Genomic DNA, 22,237 nt, shown 5'->3' on the forward strand with positions numbered 1-22,237 from the left:
GTAGACACTGCATCCGGGTCTTGAACCGGTGGATTCAATCCGTGCTCCACCATGCAGGCTCTGTATGTCAAATCCGTGTCGTGCACTGTAGAACCCGACACTGCCTGGATTGTGCCCCTTGATGAACTTTCCGTGAAAAAACGGCGGTCGTGGGGCGGGCCGATCATCTTTCTCACAAAGACCGTTCACGCTGGAGCCGATGCCGCGCCGGGGGCCGTTGGGGTTGTGCCGTGGCCGCCGTCGCTAGCGTGTAGGGATGCGGGGCGCGCCCGTCGCGTGCACCGCCATCGCCTTGGTGGTCGTCCACAGTCGTTGTTGAGAGCGCCTATTTCATGCTGACCAAAAACACCAGACCGGCCCGCCGCACTCCGGTACGTTCCGTGATTTCCCGCAAGCCTCTGGCCCTGGCCGTGGCCTCGATTCTGGCGGTGGGTGCCGGGCAGGCCGAGGCCAGCAGCCCGCGCCCGTTCAGCCCGGAGTGGTTCGCCGCCGCCCGTGGCGCCGCGGCGCAGAACCGCGCCAATACCGCCCCCACCGCCCGGCCTCTGGCCCAGCAACGGCAAGCTCGCGAGCGCTTGCAGCACTCGATCAACAATGTTGGCCGCACCGCCGCTGCCGTGGCCGCCCAGAGAGCGGCGCAGGAAGCGGCCCGCAAGGCCGCCCAGCAGGCCGCGTCGAACATTCCCAACGGCCTCGGAGAAGGCGGCCTCAAGGTCGATGTGAACCCGGACACCGCCGGTTGGCTGGGCGCCAAGGATCCGACCCAGACCACCAAGGACGGCCACACCACCGTCCGCATCGAACAAACCGCCGACAAGGCCATCCTCAACTGGGAGACCTTCAACGTCGGCCGTGACACCACCGTGGACTTCGATCAGCAGGCCAACTGGGCGGCGCTGAACCGGGTCAACGACCCCAACGCCCGCCCCAGTCAGATCCAGGGGCGGATCCAGGGCGACGGCACGGTGATGATCGTCAACCGCAACGGCGTGGTGTTCAGCGGCTCAAGCCAGGTCAACGTGCGCAACCTGGTGGCCGCCGCCGCCGACATCAGCGACCAGCAGTTCACCGAACGCGGATTGTACGTGGACACCAACGGCTCCCAGCCCACCTTCACCGCCGCCGCCGGCAACGTGACGGTGGACGCTGGCGCCCGCATCACCACCCACGAACCGGAATCGGTGACCCAGGGCGGCGGCTATGTGCTGCTGATGGGCCGGGAGGTGAACAACGCCGGGGAAATCACCACCCGCCGGGGCCAGACCACCCTGGCCGCCGGTGAGGACTTCTACATCCGCAAGGGAGCGGGCACCGAAGCCAACCAGGCCTCCACCACCCGTGGCAACGAAGTGGCCAGCACCTGGGAAGCCGGCAGCGACGCCGGCACCGTCACCAATGAAGGCCTGATCGTGGCGCGGGAAGGGGACATCACCCTCACCGGTCACGACGTGCGCCAACAGGGCGTGGCCATGGCCACCACCACGGTGAACACCCGGGGTACCGTTCATCTGCTCAACTCGGCCAGCGACACCGAAGGCAAGGTGACCCTGGGCGAGGGGGCGGTGACCACGGTGGTGATCGAGGACGATGGCGAGACCGCCCTGGACAATCAGCGTGACGCCTTGATCGAGTCGTCGGCGGAACTGGATGGCCTGCGCGATGACATGATCACCGGCGCCTTCGACAACATCGGCCTGATGGCCGACCGCCGCGACCAGTCCCGGGTGGAAATCGTCTCCGGCGGCGACGTGGTGTTCGAGAAGGATTCCCTGACCCTGGCCACCGGCGGCCAGATCGCCGTGGACGCCGGCCGCCGCACCCACCTGAACGCGGGCTCGGAACTGGACGTGTCCGGCTCCGTGGGTGTGAAGGTGGCGATGGAATCCAACAACGTCCTGATCAACGTGCAGGGTAATGAGCAGCGGGATTCTCCGGACAACCGCGATAACGGCGGACTCAACAATGGCGATGTCTGGGTCGATCGCCGCAACCTGATCTTCGTGCCCGCCGGCACCGGCGGCTACGAGACGGATCGGTGGTATACCGCCGGCGGTCTGCTGGAAGTGAGCGGTTACCTGGATACCCAGGGCCACGGCATCGGGGAATGGTCGGCGGCGGGCGGCACCGTGCTGCTCGGCGGCAGTGAAGTGGTGACCCAGACCGGCTCGTCGGTGAACCTGTCCGGCGGTACCCTTGATGTGCAGACCGGCTATATCGCCAAAACCTGGCTCAAAGGCGCCGACGGCAGACTGTACGACGCCGCCACCGCCCCGGCGAGCATGCTTTACACGGGTATCTATCAGGGCTATGAACGGGTCAGCGAACGCTGGGGGCAAACCGACGCCTGGCGCAATCCGCTGATCGCGCCGGAGCGTCAACTGGAAAACGGCTACACCGTGGGCCGCGACGCCGGCACCCTGATCATCAACGCCCCCACCGCCGTGCTGGAGGGCGACATCGTCGCCGAAGTATTCCAGGGCGAGCGCCAGAACCAGGCCCAGGACGCCGGCCGGGACAGCTACCAGCAAGCGCAGAACCGGGTGGCCCGCCGTGGCCGCCTGGCGGTGGGGCAGTATGGCCAGTACGGCCTGGAAAACGCCTACGGCAGCGATATCCGCATCGGTGAGTTCGACGACATCAGTGAACAGCTCACCCTGGAATCCGACCTCAGCGAACGGCTCAACACCGTCTGGCTGGACGCCGGCCGCTTGAATGAACAGCGCCTCGGTGGCCTGGATTTGGTGTCCGGCGGCAGCATTTCGGTGGAGAGCGATCTGACTCTGGCAGAGGGCGGGCAGTTGCGTCTGGTGTCCGGGCAGGTGGCGGTGGATGCCGCTGTCACCGCCCGGGGCGGGGATACTGCGCTGACCAATATATTGATGCCTGCCGGCACCAGTCTCACTCCGATAGCGTTCACCGATGAGGACGGAAACAGCGAATTGCATCTGACCGAAAACGGCCAGTTGGACGCCCGTGGCCTGTGGCGCAACGGCCTGTTGGAAAGCGGTGAGAACTGGAAGCAGGCCTATGTGGATGGCGGCGATGTCACCATCGAAGGCACCCAGGATGTGACTTTGGCGGAAGGGAGCCAGGTCGATGTGTCCTCCGGGGCCGCCTTGAAGGCGGACGGAGAACTGCTGGGAGGGCGTGGCGGGGACATCACCTTGAGTGCCAGCGTGGCATTGAACGGCAGTATCGCCCCGGATGCCGCTTTGAGCACAAACGGTACCCTCAGAGGTTATGGCGTGGACGGCGGCGGCGTGCTGACCATTGAATCCGGGCAGGGTCAGGCCATTGTCCTCGGTGGCACGCCCGGGAATAGCGAAGAGGCTTCCGGCGAGGAACCGGCGTCGATGTTGAGGCTGGATGAGGCGTTGCTGCAAAGCGGCTTCAGTGCCTATGACATCAACGGACGTGGAGGCTTGACGGTGTCCGGAGACGCTGATTTGGCGGTGATGATGCCGGTTTTGCGTCGTACGGATCAGGCCGCGCGGGCCAATAGCCTTAACCAGGCTTTGGCACTCTGGCTGCCACCGCTCTATCTGGAGGACCCCCTGGCCGGCACCGCGCAACAGCGCCGAGGAGCCAGCCTGACCTTGACCTCGGAACGGCGTGGTGTTTTCGGCGACATTCAGGTTCAGAGTGGGGCTGAAATCAGCGTCGATCCGGGGCAGTCCATAGTGATTTCCGGTGGCAACACCGTTGCCGTGGAAGGCACCCTGAGAGCGCCCGGCGGAGAAATCGCCATTCTTTCGAGCTTTCGCTACGAAGGGACCCTGGTGATCGGCGAGACGGCGGTGCTGGACGCGGCGGGCCGGGCCTATGTGATGACCGGGCCGGCCGGGCGCCGTTATGGTGAAGTCTGGGATGGCGGCACCGTGACTCTCGGCGCGTACCGCCCCGAGGAGATGAACAGTGGCACGGGTTTTCTTGAGTTGAGCGATGCGTTCGTGGTGGTACGCGAAGGCGCTTTGATCGACGTATCCGGTACCCGTGCGGATCTGGATCTGGGAACGTCCGGATCGACCTCCGTGGCAAGCTCGGGAGGCGGTCTGGCGATGCGTTCCACATCGGGTATCTATTTCGACGGTACGCTCCGTGCCGATGCCGGTGGCGATGACGCAGACGGTGGTCGCCTTGATCTGATGCTCGAGGGCAACGCCATCTATACCTCGGATCCCGACGATCCGCGTGCGGTTCTACGTAATATCACCATCAGTCAGAACGGTGATTCCGGTTACGGCGAGGAACTGACTTTTGGCCAGGCTCGCATCGCGGTGAATGATCTTGAGAGCATGGGGATCGACCATCTCGCCCTCTGGGCCCGGGACGGCATTCTGTTCGATGGGGACACCGAGTTGGCGCTGGGCGGCAGTTTATCCCTGTCCGCGGCTACACTGGCGGCGGCTTCGGACACGCCAGCGATCAGTGTGGCATTGGATGCCCCCTATGTGACCCTGGCGGGCCGGACCACTTTGCCTTCCAGTGCTGATGGCGGCGGTATTTTTCCCCGTCTCGATTACGATAACTGGGCGCCGTTATCGGCAGCGACGTCTGATTCCAGCCGTTTCACGGTGACCGCGGATCTTATTGATCTGGGGGAAGGCGCTCTGACATTCGGGGCCCAGGGGCGTTATGAAACGCCCGCCGGGTATGCCGAGGTGGATTTGCCGGGTTTCGCCTCCGTGACGTTACACAGCCGCGGTGATATCCGCCTTACCAACGCGGACGTTATGACCGGCAAAGAACTGCGTTTTATCTCCGAGCGATTGTACCCCACCACGCACAGCTCGAACCTGATCCGTGTGGGGCTCAGCGGTGAAGGGCGTGATGCTGATCCGATCGAAGATGCGGTGTTGCGTTTCGAGCGGGAAGGGGAAGGGGACGTGGCGGCGCCGCTGTCCGTGTTCGGCTTCCTTACCCTGCAGGCGCCGCGAATCGAGCAGGCCGGCGTGCTACTGGCACCGTTGGGAAGGATCGACTTCTCCCGGGATGGGACGGAACGGAATCTGAAGTACAACACGTCTCCCCGGTATTTCAGCAATCTGGACATGGACGTACAGCTCGAGGCCGGCAGTATCACCTCGATCAGCGCCGCCGGTTTAGTGTTGCCCTACGGTTATACCACCGATGGATTGAAATACTTCTATAACGGTTCCGAGGTGGTTTACGACAGGTCCGGTGGCGCTGGCAGCCAAGGTGATGAACAGTCTCAGAGGGCCTGGGGCGGCATCTACTTCGATTCCCGAACCTTCGCGGCCAGCGAGGGCGCCGTGGTCGACGTCAGTGCCGGCGGAGAGCTGAGAGGCGTGGGGTTCACCTCCGGACGGGGCGGTTCCGTGGACATCCTCAATACCGCTCTGGTCAATGCGTCCCCCTGGCACGCTGGTGACAGCAATGCCCGGGTTTACGCTATCGTCCCCGGTCTGGCCGAGGGCCAGGCCCCTCTCGACCCGGCCCTGGATACGGGTTCCAAGGTGGGTCAGCAGATCGCCATTGGCGACGGTGTGCCCGGCCTGGCGGCGGGCACCTATACCCTACTTCCAGCGGAATACGCCTTGATGCCCGGCGGGTTCCGGGTGGAACTGGGGAGTGACGCCGCCCAATACGCCGTACCCGGTATTGCCACGGCGGCCTCGGGTGTGTATCGGACCGTGGTGGAAACCACCAATGCCCTTACCGGGGCAGCCGGAAAACTGCCGTTATGGGCTTCGGTGATGTCCGGCGATACGGTGCGCCGTTACGCCAGCTATAACGAAACCACCTTGTCCCAATGGATGGCCACGCAGTTGGCGCGTTTCGGCGATACCTCGATCATGCAGCCTTTGCTTCCGGAACAGGCTCGCCCGCTGGTGTTCGATTTCACCAATGCGGAGCTGACCGGGAAGGCGGCCTTCCAATTCGCGGGAACCCTGGTGAACGAACGGGTGGAGGGCGGCCGTGGTGGATTGATCTCGTTCCATGGCAACCACCTGGAAGTACTGGGTGAGGGCAGTGACGGCACGGATGACCGTGTTTCCCTCGATGCCGGCCAATTGAACGATCTGGACGCCAGCGTGCTGGCCTTGGGTTTGACACCACCCGGGGCCACTGGAACTGCGCGCTCATCGGGTAGCACGACAGTGCGCTCCGGGGCCACTTTGCGCGCCGGGACTCTGTTGCTGGCCGGTAATGGCGCGGACGCGGTGGTGGTGGAATCCGGCGCGGTCCTGGACAGCCGGGAACGGGGTGCGGCCGGCTGGACCGCGGAAAATGGTTTTCTGATCGACACTGATAGTGGTACCGGTCTGCTGGTGATCAGTAACGATCTGATGCAGCTCGGCGCGGCCGAAGGTCCTGGCAGTGTGCGCATCGAGGATGGGGCGGCGCTGCACGGCGAAGGCACCGTGGCGCTGGCGGCGCCCGGCGGTATCACCGTCGGCGATATCGATCTGAGCGCAAGGGATCTGCTGCTCTCGCTGGAAGACATTAATATTGGCACTGACGACGCCTTGGCCGAGGCGGAGGCGAGGGGTGTGCTGTCCGACGGCTGGCGGCTGAACCAAGGTATCCTGGATGGTTTGCTCGCTTTGGGGGAACTGGAGAGCTTCAGTCTGCAGGCGGCCGGCGCCATTAATTTCTTCGGTCCCGTGACTTTGGATACCTACGACCCCGCCACCGGCGAATCCCGCGCCGCCCTGCGTTTTATCTCCCCGGCCATTTACGGTCTGGGCGGTGAAGGCGACACCGTGACGATCCGTACCGACCGCTTCAACTGGAGCGGGCTGGGTGAAAATCGGGGGACCCCTTTCGTTCCGGATTATGTCTCGGTGACGCCGGGCGAGGTTATCGATGGCGGCGCGGGGACCGGCAGCGGCGGCTTCCTGGTGGACGCCAATGAAGTGGTGTTTGGCTTCAATGGTCTGGTGGGCGATCAAACCGCCAACGCCACCCTGGAGCGTCTGATGTTGGGCTTCGGTGAGGTCACTTTCCAGGCTCGGGAAAGGATCACCAGCGACCTGTACGGTGCTTTGTCCGTTTACCGGCAGGATAGCGATGGCACACGCAGCGGCGGTAATCTGACCCTGAGCTCCCCGGTGCTCACCGGCCAGGCCGGTTCCGAAATGACCTACCGGACCGGCGGCAACCTGCTGGTTACCCGGCCTGCCGATGCAGCCGCCGTGGACCCGGCGGACCTGGATCTGGGCGCTCAACTGACCTTGGAAGGCAACAGTGTCCGTGTCGAGGGCAGCATCATCGCCCCCAGCGGCAAGGTGGCCATCGAAGCCACCGAGGATCTGCTGCTGGCCGACGGCAGCCTGATCAACGTGGCCGGCCGGGCGGTGGAGTTCTTCGATGTCACCCGGTACAGCTTCGGTGGCGCGGTCAGCCTGGAAAGCGTTGAAGGCAATGTCCAGCAGGTCGCGGGCTCCCGTATCGATGTGTCCGCGCCATACAGCGACGCGGGCAAACTGGAAGCCACCGCCGTCAACGGCACCGTGGACCTGGCTGGTGAGCTGGTTGCCCGTAATCCAGGGGAGGACCCGGAAGGGGAGGGCGAAGGCGGCACCCTACGTATCAAGGCCAATACCTTGCCCGGTTTCGTGGCGCTCAATCAACGCCTCACCGACGGCGGCTTTGATTACCTGCGCGGCTTCGAAACCAACGAAGGCGACCTGACTCTGGGCGAGGAAGTCCGCGCCCGTCATATCGAGGCCACCGCCAACGGCGGTGACCTGATCGTCAACGGCAATCTGCGCGCTGGTGGCGACTACGCTGGCAGTATTTACCTGGCCGCCGCCAATGATCTGAGGGTGGAGAACGGCGCTACCCTGGACGCCAGCGGCGATCAACTCAAGCTGGACAGCTACGGCGACCCCATCGAAGGCAGCAACCGGGCCGTTATCAATCTGACCAGCCGGGATGGCCGTCTGGTGCTGGGTGATAACGTGACGTTGGATGTGAGCGCGGGCGGTGAAGCCCGTGGCACCGTCGATCTGAATGCCCGCCGCCTGGGTGCACCTTCTGAAACATCGGCAACCGGCAACGATGTGGCGGTGGAGGCCGGTGACAACCTGACGGTCTCCGGCGCCAAGCGGGTGTCGGTGAACGGATTCTGGAGCTACGACGATGCTCCGGATGACACCGATCCGGAGCACGGCAACACCCAGGTGGTCAACCAGGAGTATCTGGATCGGATCCATGATGACAGTAAGGACTTTATCAACGCGGCGTTGGCCAATGACGAGTTGCAACAGCGCTTGGCGAGCCTGAAAGACGCCGCCGGCGAGGCCTTCTCTCTGCGCCCGGGCGTGGAGATCGTCTCCGCCACCGAGGACGGCAATCTGCGTATCGATGGTGATCTGGATTTTGCCGGATACCGCTACGGACCGGACGCCGATGACGTTGTGTACGGTAGCGGCACCGCCGGGGTGTTCGTGATGCGCGCCGGGGGTGACCTTGATGTGAATGGCAATGTCACCGATGGTTTCTATCGGCCACCGACCACTCCGGATGACAATTACAATCCAGTTGTTGATATAGATCCCTCCCTGGTGGATGGGAATAACCGCCTATTGGCACCCTATGTAGTCGATGAAGAAATGACGTTAAAGGCAGGCTGGGACCTGGCTATGGTCTACACCTATGGTGGGTCCTTGCCGTTTGATCTTAATGTTAATACAAGAATCATAGTCAGAAGCGGAGGGGTGTTACCTGTTGACGTAATCACAACTAGAGCTCAGCTGCGTGATACGACCCTCACGGCTCCGATCTTGCTTCCTGAAGGCGCAACAGTAACAGACCGAAACGGGACTGCTTATGTCGGCCGGATTGATTCTGGAACCTACATAGAAAATATTCTGTTACCGGCCGGTTCTGTTTTTTCAGCCGGTAGCGAAATATCTGGCATGGCTCAGATCTTTATTGATTCACTCACGCTTCCTGCTGGAAGCGACCTATTCGGCCTGCAGATTCAGAGGGCGGATGAGTTTAACGAGTCGAAAACGCTGCTTCCGCAGGATCTGTTGCCTCGAGGAATGACGATAAATGGATTCGAAGGAAGCCTCCAGACCCAGAGAATTGTTGCTGTTGCGTCCTTGTTGCCGGAAGGAATGCAAAGCTGGGATCTGAAGCTGGTCGCCGGAGCGGACCTGGCCGCGGCGGACCGCCGTTCAACACTCGAGGGCAGCGAGGGTGACCTGACGCTGAGTAACCCCTACCAGGTGAGACATCATTCGGGGAGCGCCGATACCCTGGAGGGAATCAGTGTGATCCGTACCGGCAGCGGTGACCTGGAGTTGATCGCTGCCCGGGATTATCAGCAGGAGACCCCCTTCGGGGTCTATACCGCCGGAACCGCCGCCGAGGCAAGTGGCGCTCCTGAACGCCAGAGAGATCCTGATACCTTGCCCAGTGATACCTACGTTCCCGAGGAACCCGGGGAAGAAGATGATCCTGAGGCAGAGGACAAGCCCACCTATCTGAGTGTTGCCGAAGCCACACCCGGCTCTTTCGCCACGGGTGGTGGCAACGTGCTGGTGAGCGCGGGTCGGGATATGAGGGGCAACACTTACTCGCGAAAGGGACAGATTTCCGACTGGCTGTGGACCTGGAGTGATCCGGAGAGCGGCGCCCTGGCCTGGTGGCTCAATACCGGCAGTTATGGTGCCGCTGACGAGCTGATTGCCTTTGACGGTATCGGTACTCTCGGTGGCGGTAATCTCTCTGTATCGGTAGGCGGGGACTTTGGCGTGTATTCCTATGGCCCGAGTGATGGCAGCGCCAGACCGGGCGGCTTGTCGCTGGCGGTAGGCTCCACTGGTTGGGAAAATGCCGATGGCGAAGGGCGCAAGTATGGCGGTGGCGACTTAAGGCTGGAAGTAGGGGGCGTGGTCAACAGCTGGGAGGCTAGAGGGATCGCCACCTTGGGGGAAACAGATGGATATACAGCGAATCTGCGCGGCGATGTGCTGCTGCGGGCCGGAGCCGTCGGCCAGATTTGGCACACTTATGCTGTTGCCAATAACACCACGGATCCCCGGCCGGATGAGAACCTGCTACTGGCTGACCGGAGAGTTCATGGTGGATTACGTCTGATGCTGGGCGATGCCCAGGCCCGGGTACACACCTACGGTGACCAGATTGTCAACGCGGAGAACCTGAACAGCGGCGATGTGAAGCTGTGGACCGAACTGACCGAGGGTATGCTGTTCAGTGCCGGCGGGAATATGGGGGTAGGAGCAGTATCAAATGACGCCATACTTCTTCCCGCCCGTTTCAGTGTGGTCGCCGCGGAGGGCACGATTTATGGCAATGCTAGCACTCCTAGTAATTCCCCTTTGGGATCAGTGGCCGACACCTCCGCGGATGGGTGGCTGGAATTTCTGGCCGGAGACGCCATCTACAACCTGGGGTTGTCGTCGGCCTATGACCCGGATTTGCTCGGTACAGAGGTATCCCCCGCGCGGTTCTATGCCCGTGATGGCGATATCTACCAGCTCTACTATGGCTACTATGGCATCCGGAGTGAGCGTCTTATCAATCAGGCCGGGCGTCCGGCTCATGTTCGCGCCGGCCGGGATATCGTTGAATATGGGGGCGCAACCGCGGGGGGCCAGCCATCGGCGCTGGGGCACTATGGGCCGACGGACGTCTCGATCATCGAGGCGGGGCGCGATCTGATTCACATCAACACCAAAGTGATGGGCGGAGGCGCGCTGGAGCTGACCGCGGGGCGCGGTTTCTATCAGGCCGACCGGGGGCAGATTCGTACTCTCGGGGCTTTTGGTGATGTCGTCGGCGGTGATCAGAACGGCGGCGCTGACATCGTCATCAATGTCGGCATGGGCGCGTCCGGCCCGGATTATCAGGCGCTCATCGATCGCTATCTGGATCCGGCCAATCTGGCCGAGGCCGGAAGGCCTCTGGCCGAGCAACCGGACAAGGTCGTCAAGGTGTACGACGAAGAACTGAGGGCCTGGCTGGAACAGCGTTTCGGGCTAACGGGTCTGGACCTCACCGATGCCCTGGCCTATTTCCAGAATCTGGCACCGGAGCAGCAGCGTATCTTCTTGCGCGAGCTCTATTACGCGGAACTGCGGGAAGGGGGACGGGAGTACACGGATTCCGAAGGACCCCGTTTCGGCAGCTACCTGCGTGGCCGCCGCGTGATCGAGACCCTGCTGCCGGAGATGGACAGTGAAATGGGCACCTCCGGTTACCAGGGTGACTTCACCATGTTCACGACTCAGGATGGGAATACCGAGCGCTCCGGTCTGATCCGCACCGAAGGCGGCGGCGACATCCAGATGCTGGTGCCCGGCGGTGATTTGATCATCGGCCTGGAATCAGTGCGCCCGGAGAACGGCGACAATGGCATCCTCACTCAGGGCAGCGGCGATATTCAGCTGTTCAGCCAGGGCGATATCGCGCTCGGTCTCTCGCGCATCATGACCACCTACGGCGGCGACATCTTCGCCTGGTCCAACGCTGGTGACATCAACGCCGGCCGCGGTGCCAAAACTACCTTGGTGTACACGCCGCCGCGCCGCACCTACGACAGTCTGGGTGTTGTCACCCTGTCGCCGTCGGTGCCAAGCACCGGCGCGGGCATCGCCACTCTGGCGCCGATCCCGGAAGTGCCGCCAGGAGACATTGATCTGATCGCGCCGCTGGGCGTGATCGATGCTGGCGAGGCGGGTATTCGTGTGTCCGGCAGTATCAATGTGGCGGCGTTGCAGGTGGTGAACGCGGAAAACATCCAGGTGCAAGGGGACTCCACCGGCCTGCCGGCGGTGGCGGCGGTGAACGTGGGCGCCCTGACCAGCGCCAGCAACGCCGCTTCCAGTGCGGTGCAGGCGGCGGAGCAGGTGGGGCGGCGCTATCAGCAGAACCAGCCTTCCATTATCAGCGTGGAAATTCTCGGTTACGGCCAGGAACGGCTGGAAGCGGGAGGCGACCGGACCAGCGCCGCCCCGGCCTCTCGTCCTGGGGAGGGGATGGTACAGGTGTTGGGGGCGGGGCCGTTGTCGGCGAACCAGACGGGCATGTTGACGCCCGCTGAGCGCCGGGGACTCGAGTCGCGCTGATCATCTCGGTTGAACCCCGGAGCAAGCCCGCTCCGGGGCATTGCCAGGAGGCACAAGGATGTTCTACGACCGTGATGCGGCCAGTCAGATATTGGCGATGACCCGGGTGACCACGCTGGCGCGCCTGCATGCCGCCACCACGTATCTGATTCAGATGCACGGGTTTCGCTTTTACTATTTTTCGCTGCGCGGGCAGCATGCGCTGACAGGCCGCGACCCGGTCACCTTGCACAATTTGCCGGTCAATGGCCGCCGGCCTGAAATGGATAGAGAGCCGGATCAGGATCCCCTCGTTCATTACGCCGCTACTCGTACCCTGCCCATGGATTGGAAGCAGATCATGGCGCTGCCCGGTTACCAGCACCGGGGTTATCTGCGCGTCATGGCGGCGCGGGCCCAACACGGACTATTAAGTGGTTGCACCGTGCCCTTGAGTCAGGCCAGTGGCGTTTTGGCGCGGCTGGATTTGATCTGTGATCATGATGACGAGGAAGCGGATCTCTGTATTCGCCGCTACCTGCCATACGCTTCTTTGCTGGGACAGGTCCTGTTGGATAAAACCCGGGGGCTGACCCGGCAAGAAGACGACGACCTGATGGAGCCCGATGGCGGCACACCGCTCACTCAACGGGAACGGGAGTGTTTGCTTTGGGCCAGTGAAGGCAAGACCAACGCGGAAATCGGTGCGCTGCTCGGCATCAGCGAACGTACCGTGGTGTATCACGTTCACCACGCCTGCGAAAAACTCCATGCCCGCAATCGCCAACACGCGGTCACCAAGGCCATCCTGTCTCGAAAGCTGTTTGGTCCCACCAGTGATAGTTCCCGGCTGGTTGGCAACATGGTTTAGCGCTTGCCGGTGATCGAAGGCGATCACATCTCTGTTGTTCCCCGCTCGACCTACGAAGCCGCTGTAGGAGCTTGCCCTGCAAGCGAATTCTTTTGGGCCGAGAGACCAATTCGCTTGCAGGCAAGCTCCTACAGACACCTTGTAGCAATCTCTGAATTCACCCCTAAGAGCGGTCTTCATTCTTTGCCAATTACAGCAATCTTATCCGCCAATTTATGACCTTCTGTCACATCTCTTCCCTGTTCAACAGTGCCCAACCCCCGTATGCAAGCGGGGTTCATAAAAGACAACGAAAAACCGGTTACAAACTGCCGGAAACAACAAAACCGTGACAAGAAAACGTCGCCTGACCGACCGGCAATATTCCCTGAAATGAAAAGGTTTGGAAACGCGCCCTCTTTAGTGTGGTTCATGCGGTTCGCCGCACTTCGTTGCAATCGAATTAGACACCAAGAGGGTATTGTTGTTATGAACGCCATGATCAAGAAGGCAGTCTTGGCTGCCGCTATCGCTTCCGCTCCTTTCGCTGCCTCCGCCACCGATCTGGTAGGCGGTGGTGCTTCCCTGCCGGCTCTGGCTTATGTGGGAGATTCCTTCACAGCGTCCAACCCGCAAGCTCGACTATCTTCTAATCCTTTTGCTGGCTTGGATGCCGGCAGCGGCTATGTACAGGCAGAAATCCTCGGTGGTATTTTTCTTGACTACGAGTTGACCGGTAATACCGCTTCTTACTGCCAAACCGGCAGCGGCACGGGTCGCCGCGTTCTGCTCGGTGCTCCGGGCTGGTCCGCCTCCGGTGACTGCCGGGACTACAGCGCTTCCCCCGCCGGTTTCAGCGGCCTGAATGCACTGCCTGATTTCGCCGGTTCTGATGCTCCGCTGAACGCCAGTGACATCGCTACCTTCCAGAATGGCAATCAAGCCACCCGCGATAATCTGGTACAGGTGCCTGCTCTGGGTGCATTGATCGGTCTGCCGGTGAACGTTGAGGATAACTTTGGCAACCCGATCACCAATGTGAATCTGACCACCAAGCAAGTGTGCGACATCTTCAGTGGGGACGCTCAGGTCTGGACCGATGTGGGCGTCAGCTCCTCCGACCCGATCACCATGGTGGTCCGTACCGATGAGAGTGGCACGGTTTTCGCCACGACCCAGTACTTTGCCGCTAACTGTAACGTTAACTATAGTGATGCTTTCGTCACTTCAGAAGACTTCACCGATTCCTACGGTCCTTCCGATTACAACTCCAGTGTTACCGCCAGCGGTAACGGTGGTGTGGTTGCCGCGGTAGCCGCCAACAGCGGGTCCATCGGTTTCGCCAACTTCGCCAACGTGGATGAGGCCGGTCTGGCCTATGCCTTGATCGAAGGGCACGATCCCGCTACCGCCTCCTCTGTAGGGTACGCTATTGGCGATCTGCTGCCGGATACGGTTCTGGGGGATGTTGATTTATCCACTGGTCTGCCGACCACACAAACCCTGTTTTCCATTGATCCGGCTCTGGTTGAAGGTTGTCTGGCGGTGATCAATCCGGCGGCCCAACTGGAAGGTGACTATCCGATTGCCGCCGTCACCAACCTGCTGACCTACACCGACAACAACGTGGATCCGGCGGCAACCCGGGATCTGTTCAAGGAAGTGATCAGCGGCTCTTCCGCTCTGCCGGTAGGCTTTGCCCGCCTGGCCAGTGGTATCCAAACCGCATCTGAAAACATCATCGACACCTGCATTAACTAAGCAGCATATCCGGTCCTGACCGGAGCGGGGCGCCCAAGAGGGCGCCCCTTTTTTTAAAGGCTGTACCCGGTCATCCCGGGGTAGATAGTTCAATGGCTTAACGCCACTGAACGCCCCCTTCGGGGCGCCCTGCGGGGCGTCCAAACGGTGCTCTAAGCACCGTTGTGTGACCCGGGATCTCCGTCTGAAGGGCGCGGCTTTGTAGAGGAAGAAGGAGATGCCGGATCAAGTTAGGCATGACATGGGGGCTGTGGGAAGCTTGCTTGCAAGCGAATATTTCGACGGGGCCAGAGTAAACATGCCGAGGCTTTTACCCGCTTCAGTCGTCCCCGCCACCCTGCGAATCAAACTGCACTGGCAGCCCCTCCAGCGGCAACTGCCGGGAAAGGATCGCCCGGGTCACCGCATGCTGACGATTACGGGCACGCAGTTTCCGGCAGGCATTGCTGAGGTGGTAGACCACGGTACGCTCGGTGATGCCCAGGCGCTGGCCGATTTCATTGTTGGTGTGGCCGGCGCTGGCCCATACCAGGCATTCCCTCTCGCGGCTGTTGAGTGCTTCGGCGCAATGGGCTTCACGTTGCTGTGCCGTCAGGGCGCGGTCCTGGCCGCGCAGTGTGCGAGAGCGTTCCAGGATCACGTTACCGAGCAACAGGGCGTAGGGCAGGAATTGATGGACATGGTCCCAGGCGCGCTCGCCGTCCTCTTCGCTGATCAGGTTGAAACGGGCATGCAGTCCGCCGATGGCCAGGGGGACGGTGCAGCCGGAGGCCATGCCGTGGTGGGCACGCAGGATCATGACGCGGCGTTGCTCACCGGTGTCGTAGTCCGGCAGGGTCATGAGGGAGCGCCAGTCCAATGGCAGGTGACGGTTCAGGGCGTAGTGGACCAGGGGGTCGGTATTGATCAGATGTTCGTCCTGGTAAAGCTTGACCCAGTCGTCAGCCAGATTGTGCAAGCGTAGTGGTTCTGACTGATGCAGAGATACCGTGCTGTTGATGACAAAAAAATAGCGCTGGAAGCCGTGTTCACGGATGAAGTATTCCACCGCCGTGTGCAAACGTGTAAGACGTGTAAGGCGGGTGATGGCCAGGATCTGGGCCACCAAGCTTTTGTCGTAGAACATCCCCCTGAGCCTTCCCTGTGGTTTATGGGTGTTCGCTTTATGATTTTGATTCTCGGATTTTCATAACAGATTAGGCAGTAAGTATTACGGTTTCATGATGATTACCCTGTCTTTTCTTACAGCCTGTTAGGTGCGGAAGATGTCACCCCCGTGACAGAAAAAGGGGAAGGCCGGTTGTCATAAACTCTGTCACCTGCCGGTAATCGATTTGCCACCGTGCTCTCCTATCGTGCCCGATCTTTAGCGGGGCCTTTGCCCTGACATTTGTCTATCTATTCGGGAGAGCATCATGGGAGCTTGCGTTCGCCACGCGGGCCGATGGCGTGCGGCTGTATTGCCGGCGTTGATCGCGTCCTTGCTGGCAGGTTGTGGTGGGGATACCGACACCAAGTTCGTTGACAAGATCGTCGAAGTGCCGGTGGAAGAGGACGTCCCCTATGTGGAGGACCTCTCCGGTGCGGAAACGTTTACCGCGAATATAATCGCCGCACCTGATGGCGCTGACGACCAGTTCCAGCCGCACCCCGCCCCGGTGGTCAATGGGGTGACCGAACGGGAGCAAGAGAAGGAACCTACGGTAATCAGCGATTACCAGCGCTTCCAGATCAATACCGATCTGAGCCTGACCAGCGGTCGTCTGAATCACGTTCGCGATGAAGGCATCTTCAGTGCGGAGTTCACCACCGGCGGCAGTCTCTCTTTGGTGCCGTTGACCCGTTCCAATGGTCAGTTCTCCTTTGAGCGCACCACCGCGTCCGCCAACCATGCCATCGACAACGGCCAGAACGTGATTCTGGCGGTGAACGCCGATCCGTATAACATGACCCAGGGCTGGAACATGGGTCTGATCAAAAAGGACGGGGTCACCTACACCGGATTTTCCGATCGCAACGAACAGGCGATCGTGGTGTACCAGGACGGTTCGCCCGGCATTCTTGAGCAGGTGCCGGAGTTCACTCTGAATGTGTATCACAATGGCCAGTTGCTGGAGCCGCTGGGCAAGGTGCATTACTTCGATAATGCCAGCCAGGCCAACACCAGCTTCAGCCGTGGCGGTTCCGAACTGGAGCTGTACCCGGCGGAAAGCTATCGCGGCACTGTTGATCTGACCGGTCGCAGCGCCGCGCTGATCGCCGCCGAGGCCAATGGCGTCAGCGTGGTGGCGCGGGGCGACGGCGAGGTGAGCGTGCAATTACCGCCACTGTCCGGAACCGTGGTGGGGCGCGTGGAAGACCGTGCCCACTACGTGGTTCCCGCTGGTCATGCGTTGCTGGTGGATGGCGGCGCGCTGTCCGCGGGCAGCCGGGTGGATATCCGTTACGAAACCGACGATCCGTCCTGGGATCAGGTGGAAAGTGCCCTGGGGGCCGGCTTCGGCCGTGGTCTGTTGGTGAAGGACGGTCAGCTTGGCAGCAATCAGGATGAAGTGGCGGTAAGCAGCCGCACCGCTTTTGGCATTCGCGCCGATGGCAGCGCCTTTTTCCTGGTGGTGGACAAGCCGGTGGGCTCTCTCTACGACGGTATCACCCAGACCAAGCTGGGCCAGATCATGATCGGCTATGGCGCGGTGCAGGCGATCAACCTGGACGGCGGCGGCTCTTCCACGTTGGCGGCACGTCTGCCCGGCGAACGTTACACCTACCTGGTGAATACGCCCTCCGATGGCGGCGAGCGGGTCACCGCCACCAAGTGGGGCCTGGTGTTGAACGCGGAACAGGCGCGCTACGACGCCAATGAGGTAGCGGTTTATCCCCGGGAACTGACGGTGATGGCCGGGTCCGTTTATCGCCGCTTCCGGGGCGTGGGCTACGACAGTGCGTCCTGGGAAGGGGGCGGTGACATCCCGGAGTACGGCATCAGCGATGCGTCCCTGGGATTGATCGACAGCCGCACCGGTGCCTTCAAAGCCGCCGATGCGGACGCGCAAGGGTATGTGGTGGTTCGGGTCGGCGAACAAAAGGGTGTGGCCCGTGTGCGCGTCACCAGTACCATCGACGAGATCCGCTTCCCCAGCGAGCAGTACGCGGTGGACAGCGGCAGCAGCCTGCAACTGACGCCGCTGCTGATCAGTGACGGCGACAGCGTGCACTATTCCAACGACGTCATCAGCTATGAGCTGGACAACACCGACGATTGCGCTCTGAATCCGGAAACCGGCGTGCTGTCCGTGGCGCCGGTGCAAGGCCGCAGTTGTACCGTTACCGCCACCGCTGCCGGGAAGAGCGCCAGTACCGTGGTGAACATCGGCGTGGCGCCGGAACTGGTGACCGACTTCGAGGGTGACACCAGCGCCTTCGCGCCGGGCGGTGCGCGACACAAGGCGGTGAATATCGAGAAAGTATCCGATCAGGTATTTTCTGGTAACTACTCGATGAAGCTGAGCTGGGAAGCGGACCCCGCCCAGCCCGGCACTTTCGGCGCTTATCTCACCGATCCAGGCCAGGTCACCGAATTGCCGGGGTACCCCAAGTATCTGGGCGTGAACGTTTACATCCCGGATGAATTGGCCGGCAAGGTGTGGTGGGTGCGTGGCAGTCTCAAGGATGCCGACGGCAAGACCGTCACCTTGAACTACAACAACGATGGCGATGCCTTGCCGGAACGGGGCTGGCATTTCATGAAAGCGGAAATCGGGTCCGGCTACAGGGAACCGCTGCGTTTCTTCCAGCCGTTCCGCTTCCTGGTATTGAAGACCGCCGAGCGCATCGACTCCCACGTGATTCTGGACGACTTCACCGCCATCTACAGCGATGACACCGATCTCGCCGGTCCCGGTGTGACGGTGTCGCCGCAAGCCGACGCCACGGTGGAGCAGTCTGATCCTTTGTTGTCCTTGCAGGTGCATGACGATTCCGGCGTGGATTTTGGCAGCGCTTATGTGGCCCTGGATGGCCAGGACGTTTCCGCCTCGCTCACCAACAATGGCCAGGACCGTATCGAATTCCAGAGCGCCGGTCTGGCGGACGGCTGGCACCGGGTGGACTACCGCGTGGCGGATACCAACGGCAACGTCACCGCCGGGGATTATCTGTTCCAGGTGCTGACCGGTGGTCCGCGTGTTTACATCGACAGTGCCAATATCCAGTTCTACCCCGGCGGCACCTTCCAGGTACCGATCCGCGTGGAGGGCGGCGGCAACTTCGGTGACTTGAATCTGAGTCTCGACTACGACGCCACCAAAGCCGCCATGACGGTGATCGACGGTGACCTGAGCGCCACCGATGTCAGCACCACGGAAGGCAACTGGAGCGGGCGCTTTACCGGGTTCAATGACAATACCGGCGTGGTGGCGTATCTGGAACTGAAGGTGCGCGACTACATCCAGAACACCTTCGTTTCGGTAGTGGTGAACGGCCAGTTGGATGGCGATACCTACTACCACCCGGTGGTGCGCAAGGAAGTGGGCAGCCGTTATCGTTTGCTGACCCACTGGGGCATCAGCGGCCAGCAATTGGACATGCTGGTGGTGGATCAGCAGGGTAACGCCGCCTCCGGGGTGACGGTGGAGACCTTCACCTACAACAGTGGCACGGACCAGATCAGTGACGTCGTGGTGCTCGGCACCACCGACGCGGAAGGCCGTCTGGCCGTGACCCTGCCCGCCGGCAGCGACTCCCAGGATTTGCTGTTCCGGGCCTATGACGATCAGGGCTCGTCGCTGATGACCGATGTGCAGGCATTGGTGGAACGGCTGACGCCGGCGCCGCGCCATGTGTACCTGACCCCGGGCAGTGATGGCTCTCAGGTGAACGTGACCTGGTACACCTCCACGGACGTGAGCGCCAGCGAGGTTGCCTACGGCGCCGGTTCCCTGAACCAGAGCGCCACCGGTGAATCCGGGATCCTGCCCTTCTTCTACGGCTCCGAAGCGGGCGTGGTGCGGGTGCATCATGTGGCGCTGGACAACCTGGCACCGGGCTCCACCTACCGCTACCGGGTCGGCGATGGTGCGGGTAACCAAAGCGTCGAGTTCAGCTTCACCACCGATGACGGCGACGACCAGGTGAACATTCATCTGTTCGGTGATACCCAGACCCTGTCCAATGAAAACATCTTCAACGGCAGCGGTCTGGTGACGGAGCTGTACCAGAAAATGCAGGCGCAATTGCCGGATGGTGATCTGATTCTGCATGTGGGCGACCTGACCGAGGATTTGAGCGACTACCGTCTGGTGCGCTTGTTCCTGGAGTCCCTGGAAGGTGAGGGCATGTTGGCGTCCCATCTGCTGGCGCCCACCGAGGGGAACCACGAGGTGTACAACGAAGGCGCGGAGAAATTCGCCGCCATGTTCCGCTTCGACCCCACCGACAGCGGCGTGGCCGATCCCTTCGAAGGCGCTATCTACAGCTTCGATTACGGCAATACCCACATCGCCGTGCTGACCAGCGAACTCACCGAGGAAAGTGACTGGCCGAAGATGATGGACTGGCTGCGCTCGGATATGAGCGCGTCCGACCAGACCTGGAAGATCGTCATGATTCACCGGCCGCCGTACAACGGCAACCCGGCCTCCGGCAATGGCCGCGTTATGCAGTACCTGCCACCGTTGGTGGATGAACTTGGCATCGATCTGGTGCTCTCCGGTCACGACCACATGTACTCGCGCAGTGTGCCGATGGCGGGCGGGCAGCCGCACCCGGCCGGTGCCACCTACCTGATCGCTGGTTCCGATTCGGCCAAGTACTACGACAACAGCGGCGGCGGCATCGCGAAGTTCGCCGGTGTGCTGTTCGACGACAACGTCAATACCTACACCACGCTGCAAATCGACGGCGAGAGCATGCATGTGCTGACGCGCACTCTCGACGGCACCGTGGTGGACGACACCATCATCACCCCACGGGCGGGGCGTTAAGGAGCTGACCATGAAAATCGCCAAGACTTCATTGAGCCTGGCCGTCATGGCCTTTGCGTTGACCGCCTGTGGCGGCGACGACACCCGTTACGTGGATCGTGTCACCGAAGTCCCCGGTGACACCATCGAGAACCCGGTGGAGTACATGCCCGTGGATGGCCACGTGCTGGGTTTCTGGGTGATGGACGCGGATGCCGACTGCGAGGAGTTTTGCGTCAACGATTATTCCGCCTACGGTAATCCGCTGTACGCTCTGGATGGCAACTATCAGGAACTGGAAGCCGCGCCGCGGTCGGAGGAGGGCGGCGCTGTTGGCGGCGTGTTGGGTTTCGACGGCACCTATCAGCTGTCCACCCGGGAAAATTCGGTGCTGGCCAACACCGTGATCGGCGAGGCGTTCGCTTTGCATGTACGGGCTCGCAGCGCTGCTGACCCGCAGGGCTCGGTGTTCTCGCTGGGAAGCCAGGGCGCGCTGGCCTTTGATTTGCAAATGAACGGTGCCGCCGCGGTGCTGAACTTCCCGAACCAGGAGCGTCGTCTGGTGGTGGCGTTGGGGGACGCCGGCACCTGGCAGGAGTTGTGGGTGGGCAGTGACGGTAATCACGTCACGGTGCAGCTGGACTGTGAAACCGTGGCGGAGTTTGATCGCTCCGCCGGCATGCCTATTCTTTCCAGCCACGCCACCGGGGCCATGGTCGGCGCCGCCTGGGGGAGCACGACGCGGACGCCATTCCAGGGAGATGTGGACCTGGTACGGCTGAGCGGTAGCGACGAAGCCAATCTGTTCTGCCCGGAATCCGACTGAAAAAATTGCTCCGAAGCCGCTGTGGGAGCTTGCCTGCAAGCGAATATGTCAATGCCAGAGGCCCGTAATTCGCCAGCAGGCTGGCTCCCACAGTTTCTGCTAAGAAGCCGCTGTGGGAAGCTGCCTTGGCAGAGAATATGACCGCGTTTTGCTTCTTCAAGGTTTGCAGTAGCGGCGGTGGGGAGTAGATTGTAGACATCACTTTTGCAATCGGAGGGCAACGCATGCTGCGTCTTGATGTGGTGATCGCCAGTACCCGCCCCGGACGGGTGGGAAAAGCGGTGGCCGATTGGTTCTATCCCGTCGCCAGGGAGCACGGGGCGTTCGACGCCCGTCTGGTGGATCTGGCCGAGATGAATCTGCCTTTGTTGGACGAGCCCAATCACCCGAGAATGCAGAAGTACCAGCATGAACATACGCGCCGCTGGGCGGAGACGGTGGATGCCGCCGACGCCTTTGTCTTCGTGGTGCCGGAGTACAATTTCGGGCCGACACCGGCGTTGACCAACGCGCTCAATTACCTGTACCTGGAGTGGAATTACAAGGCGGCGGGCTTCGTCAGCTATGGCGGCGTTTCCGGAGGACTGCGTTCGGTGCAGGCCACCAAGCCGTTGTTGACCACCTTGAAAATAATGCCGTTGGTGGAGCAGGTGATGGTGCCGATGGTGAACCAACACCTTAAGGACGGTGTCTTTGAAAGTAACGATCATCATCGGGACAGCGCTCAGGCCATGCTCGATGAACTGGAACGATGGGCCGGCGCCTTGAAGCCGCTGCGCGCTTCGTAATGCCG

The 22,237-nt window shown here is 61.6% G+C and carries 7 protein-coding genes; 6 read left to right on the forward strand and 1 reads right to left on the reverse strand.

Annotated elements, in window-relative coordinates:
• The first annotated feature begins 332 nt into the window (after window positions 1–332).
• The 3 genes from RYH70_RS04615 (at window position 333) to RYH70_RS04625 (ending at window position 14,658) form a co-directional block, all read left to right on the forward strand.
• Window positions 333–12,068, forward strand: coding sequence for a filamentous haemagglutinin family protein (locus RYH70_RS04615; protein WP_317009840.1), 11,736 nt, complete (start codon window positions 333–335; stop codon window positions 12,066–12,068).
• 58 nt (window positions 12,069–12,126) lie between these two features.
• A complete protein-coding gene (locus RYH70_RS04620; RefSeq protein ID WP_317009841.1) occupies window positions 12,127–12,918 on the forward strand; it encodes a LuxR C-terminal-related transcriptional regulator in 792 nt (263 codons plus the stop codon).
• Between the two features lie 468 nt (window positions 12,919–13,386).
• Entirely contained in the window at window positions 13,387–14,658 is a 1,272-nt protein-coding gene (locus RYH70_RS04625; protein WP_317009842.1) for a PstS family phosphate ABC transporter substrate-binding protein, read from the forward strand.
• Window positions 14,659–14,977: 319 nt separating this feature from the next.
• On the opposite strand, the gene RYH70_RS04630 is transcribed toward RYH70_RS04625, so the two are convergent.
• Window positions 14,978–15,784 (reverse strand): LuxR family transcriptional regulator, encoded by an 807-nt coding sequence (locus RYH70_RS04630; protein WP_080530524.1) that lies wholly within the window; start codon window positions 15,782–15,784, stop codon window positions 14,978–14,980.
• 289 nt (window positions 15,785–16,073) lie between these two features.
• Between RYH70_RS04630 and RYH70_RS04635 the strand changes: the two genes are divergently transcribed.
• The 3 genes from RYH70_RS04635 to RYH70_RS04645 all read left to right on the forward strand — a co-directional run bounded on the left by RYH70_RS04635 (window position 16,074) and on the right by RYH70_RS04645 (window position 22,232).
• Complete coding sequence (locus RYH70_RS04635; RefSeq protein ID WP_317009843.1) at window positions 16,074–20,639, forward strand: phosphodiester glycosidase family protein; 4,566 nt, start codon at window positions 16,074–16,076, stop codon at window positions 20,637–20,639.
• A gap of 10 nt (window positions 20,640–20,649) precedes the next feature.
• Window positions 20,650–21,444, forward strand: a complete 795-nt coding sequence (locus RYH70_RS04640; protein ID WP_055099709.1) for a LamG domain-containing protein — start codon at window positions 20,650–20,652, stop codon at window positions 21,442–21,444.
• 224 nt (window positions 21,445–21,668) lie between these two features.
• The gene (locus RYH70_RS04645; protein WP_022994168.1) at window positions 21,669–22,232 is read left to right on the forward strand and encodes an NADPH-dependent FMN reductase; all 564 of its coding nucleotides are present in this window, start codon (window positions 21,669–21,671) and stop codon (window positions 22,230–22,232) included.
• The last annotated feature ends 5 nt before the right edge of the window (window positions 22,233–22,237 follow it).

Source organism: Alloalcanivorax xenomutans (assembly GCF_032810065.1).
Taxonomy (GTDB): Bacteria; Pseudomonadota; Gammaproteobacteria; order Pseudomonadales; family Alcanivoracaceae; genus Alloalcanivorax; species Alloalcanivorax xenomutans.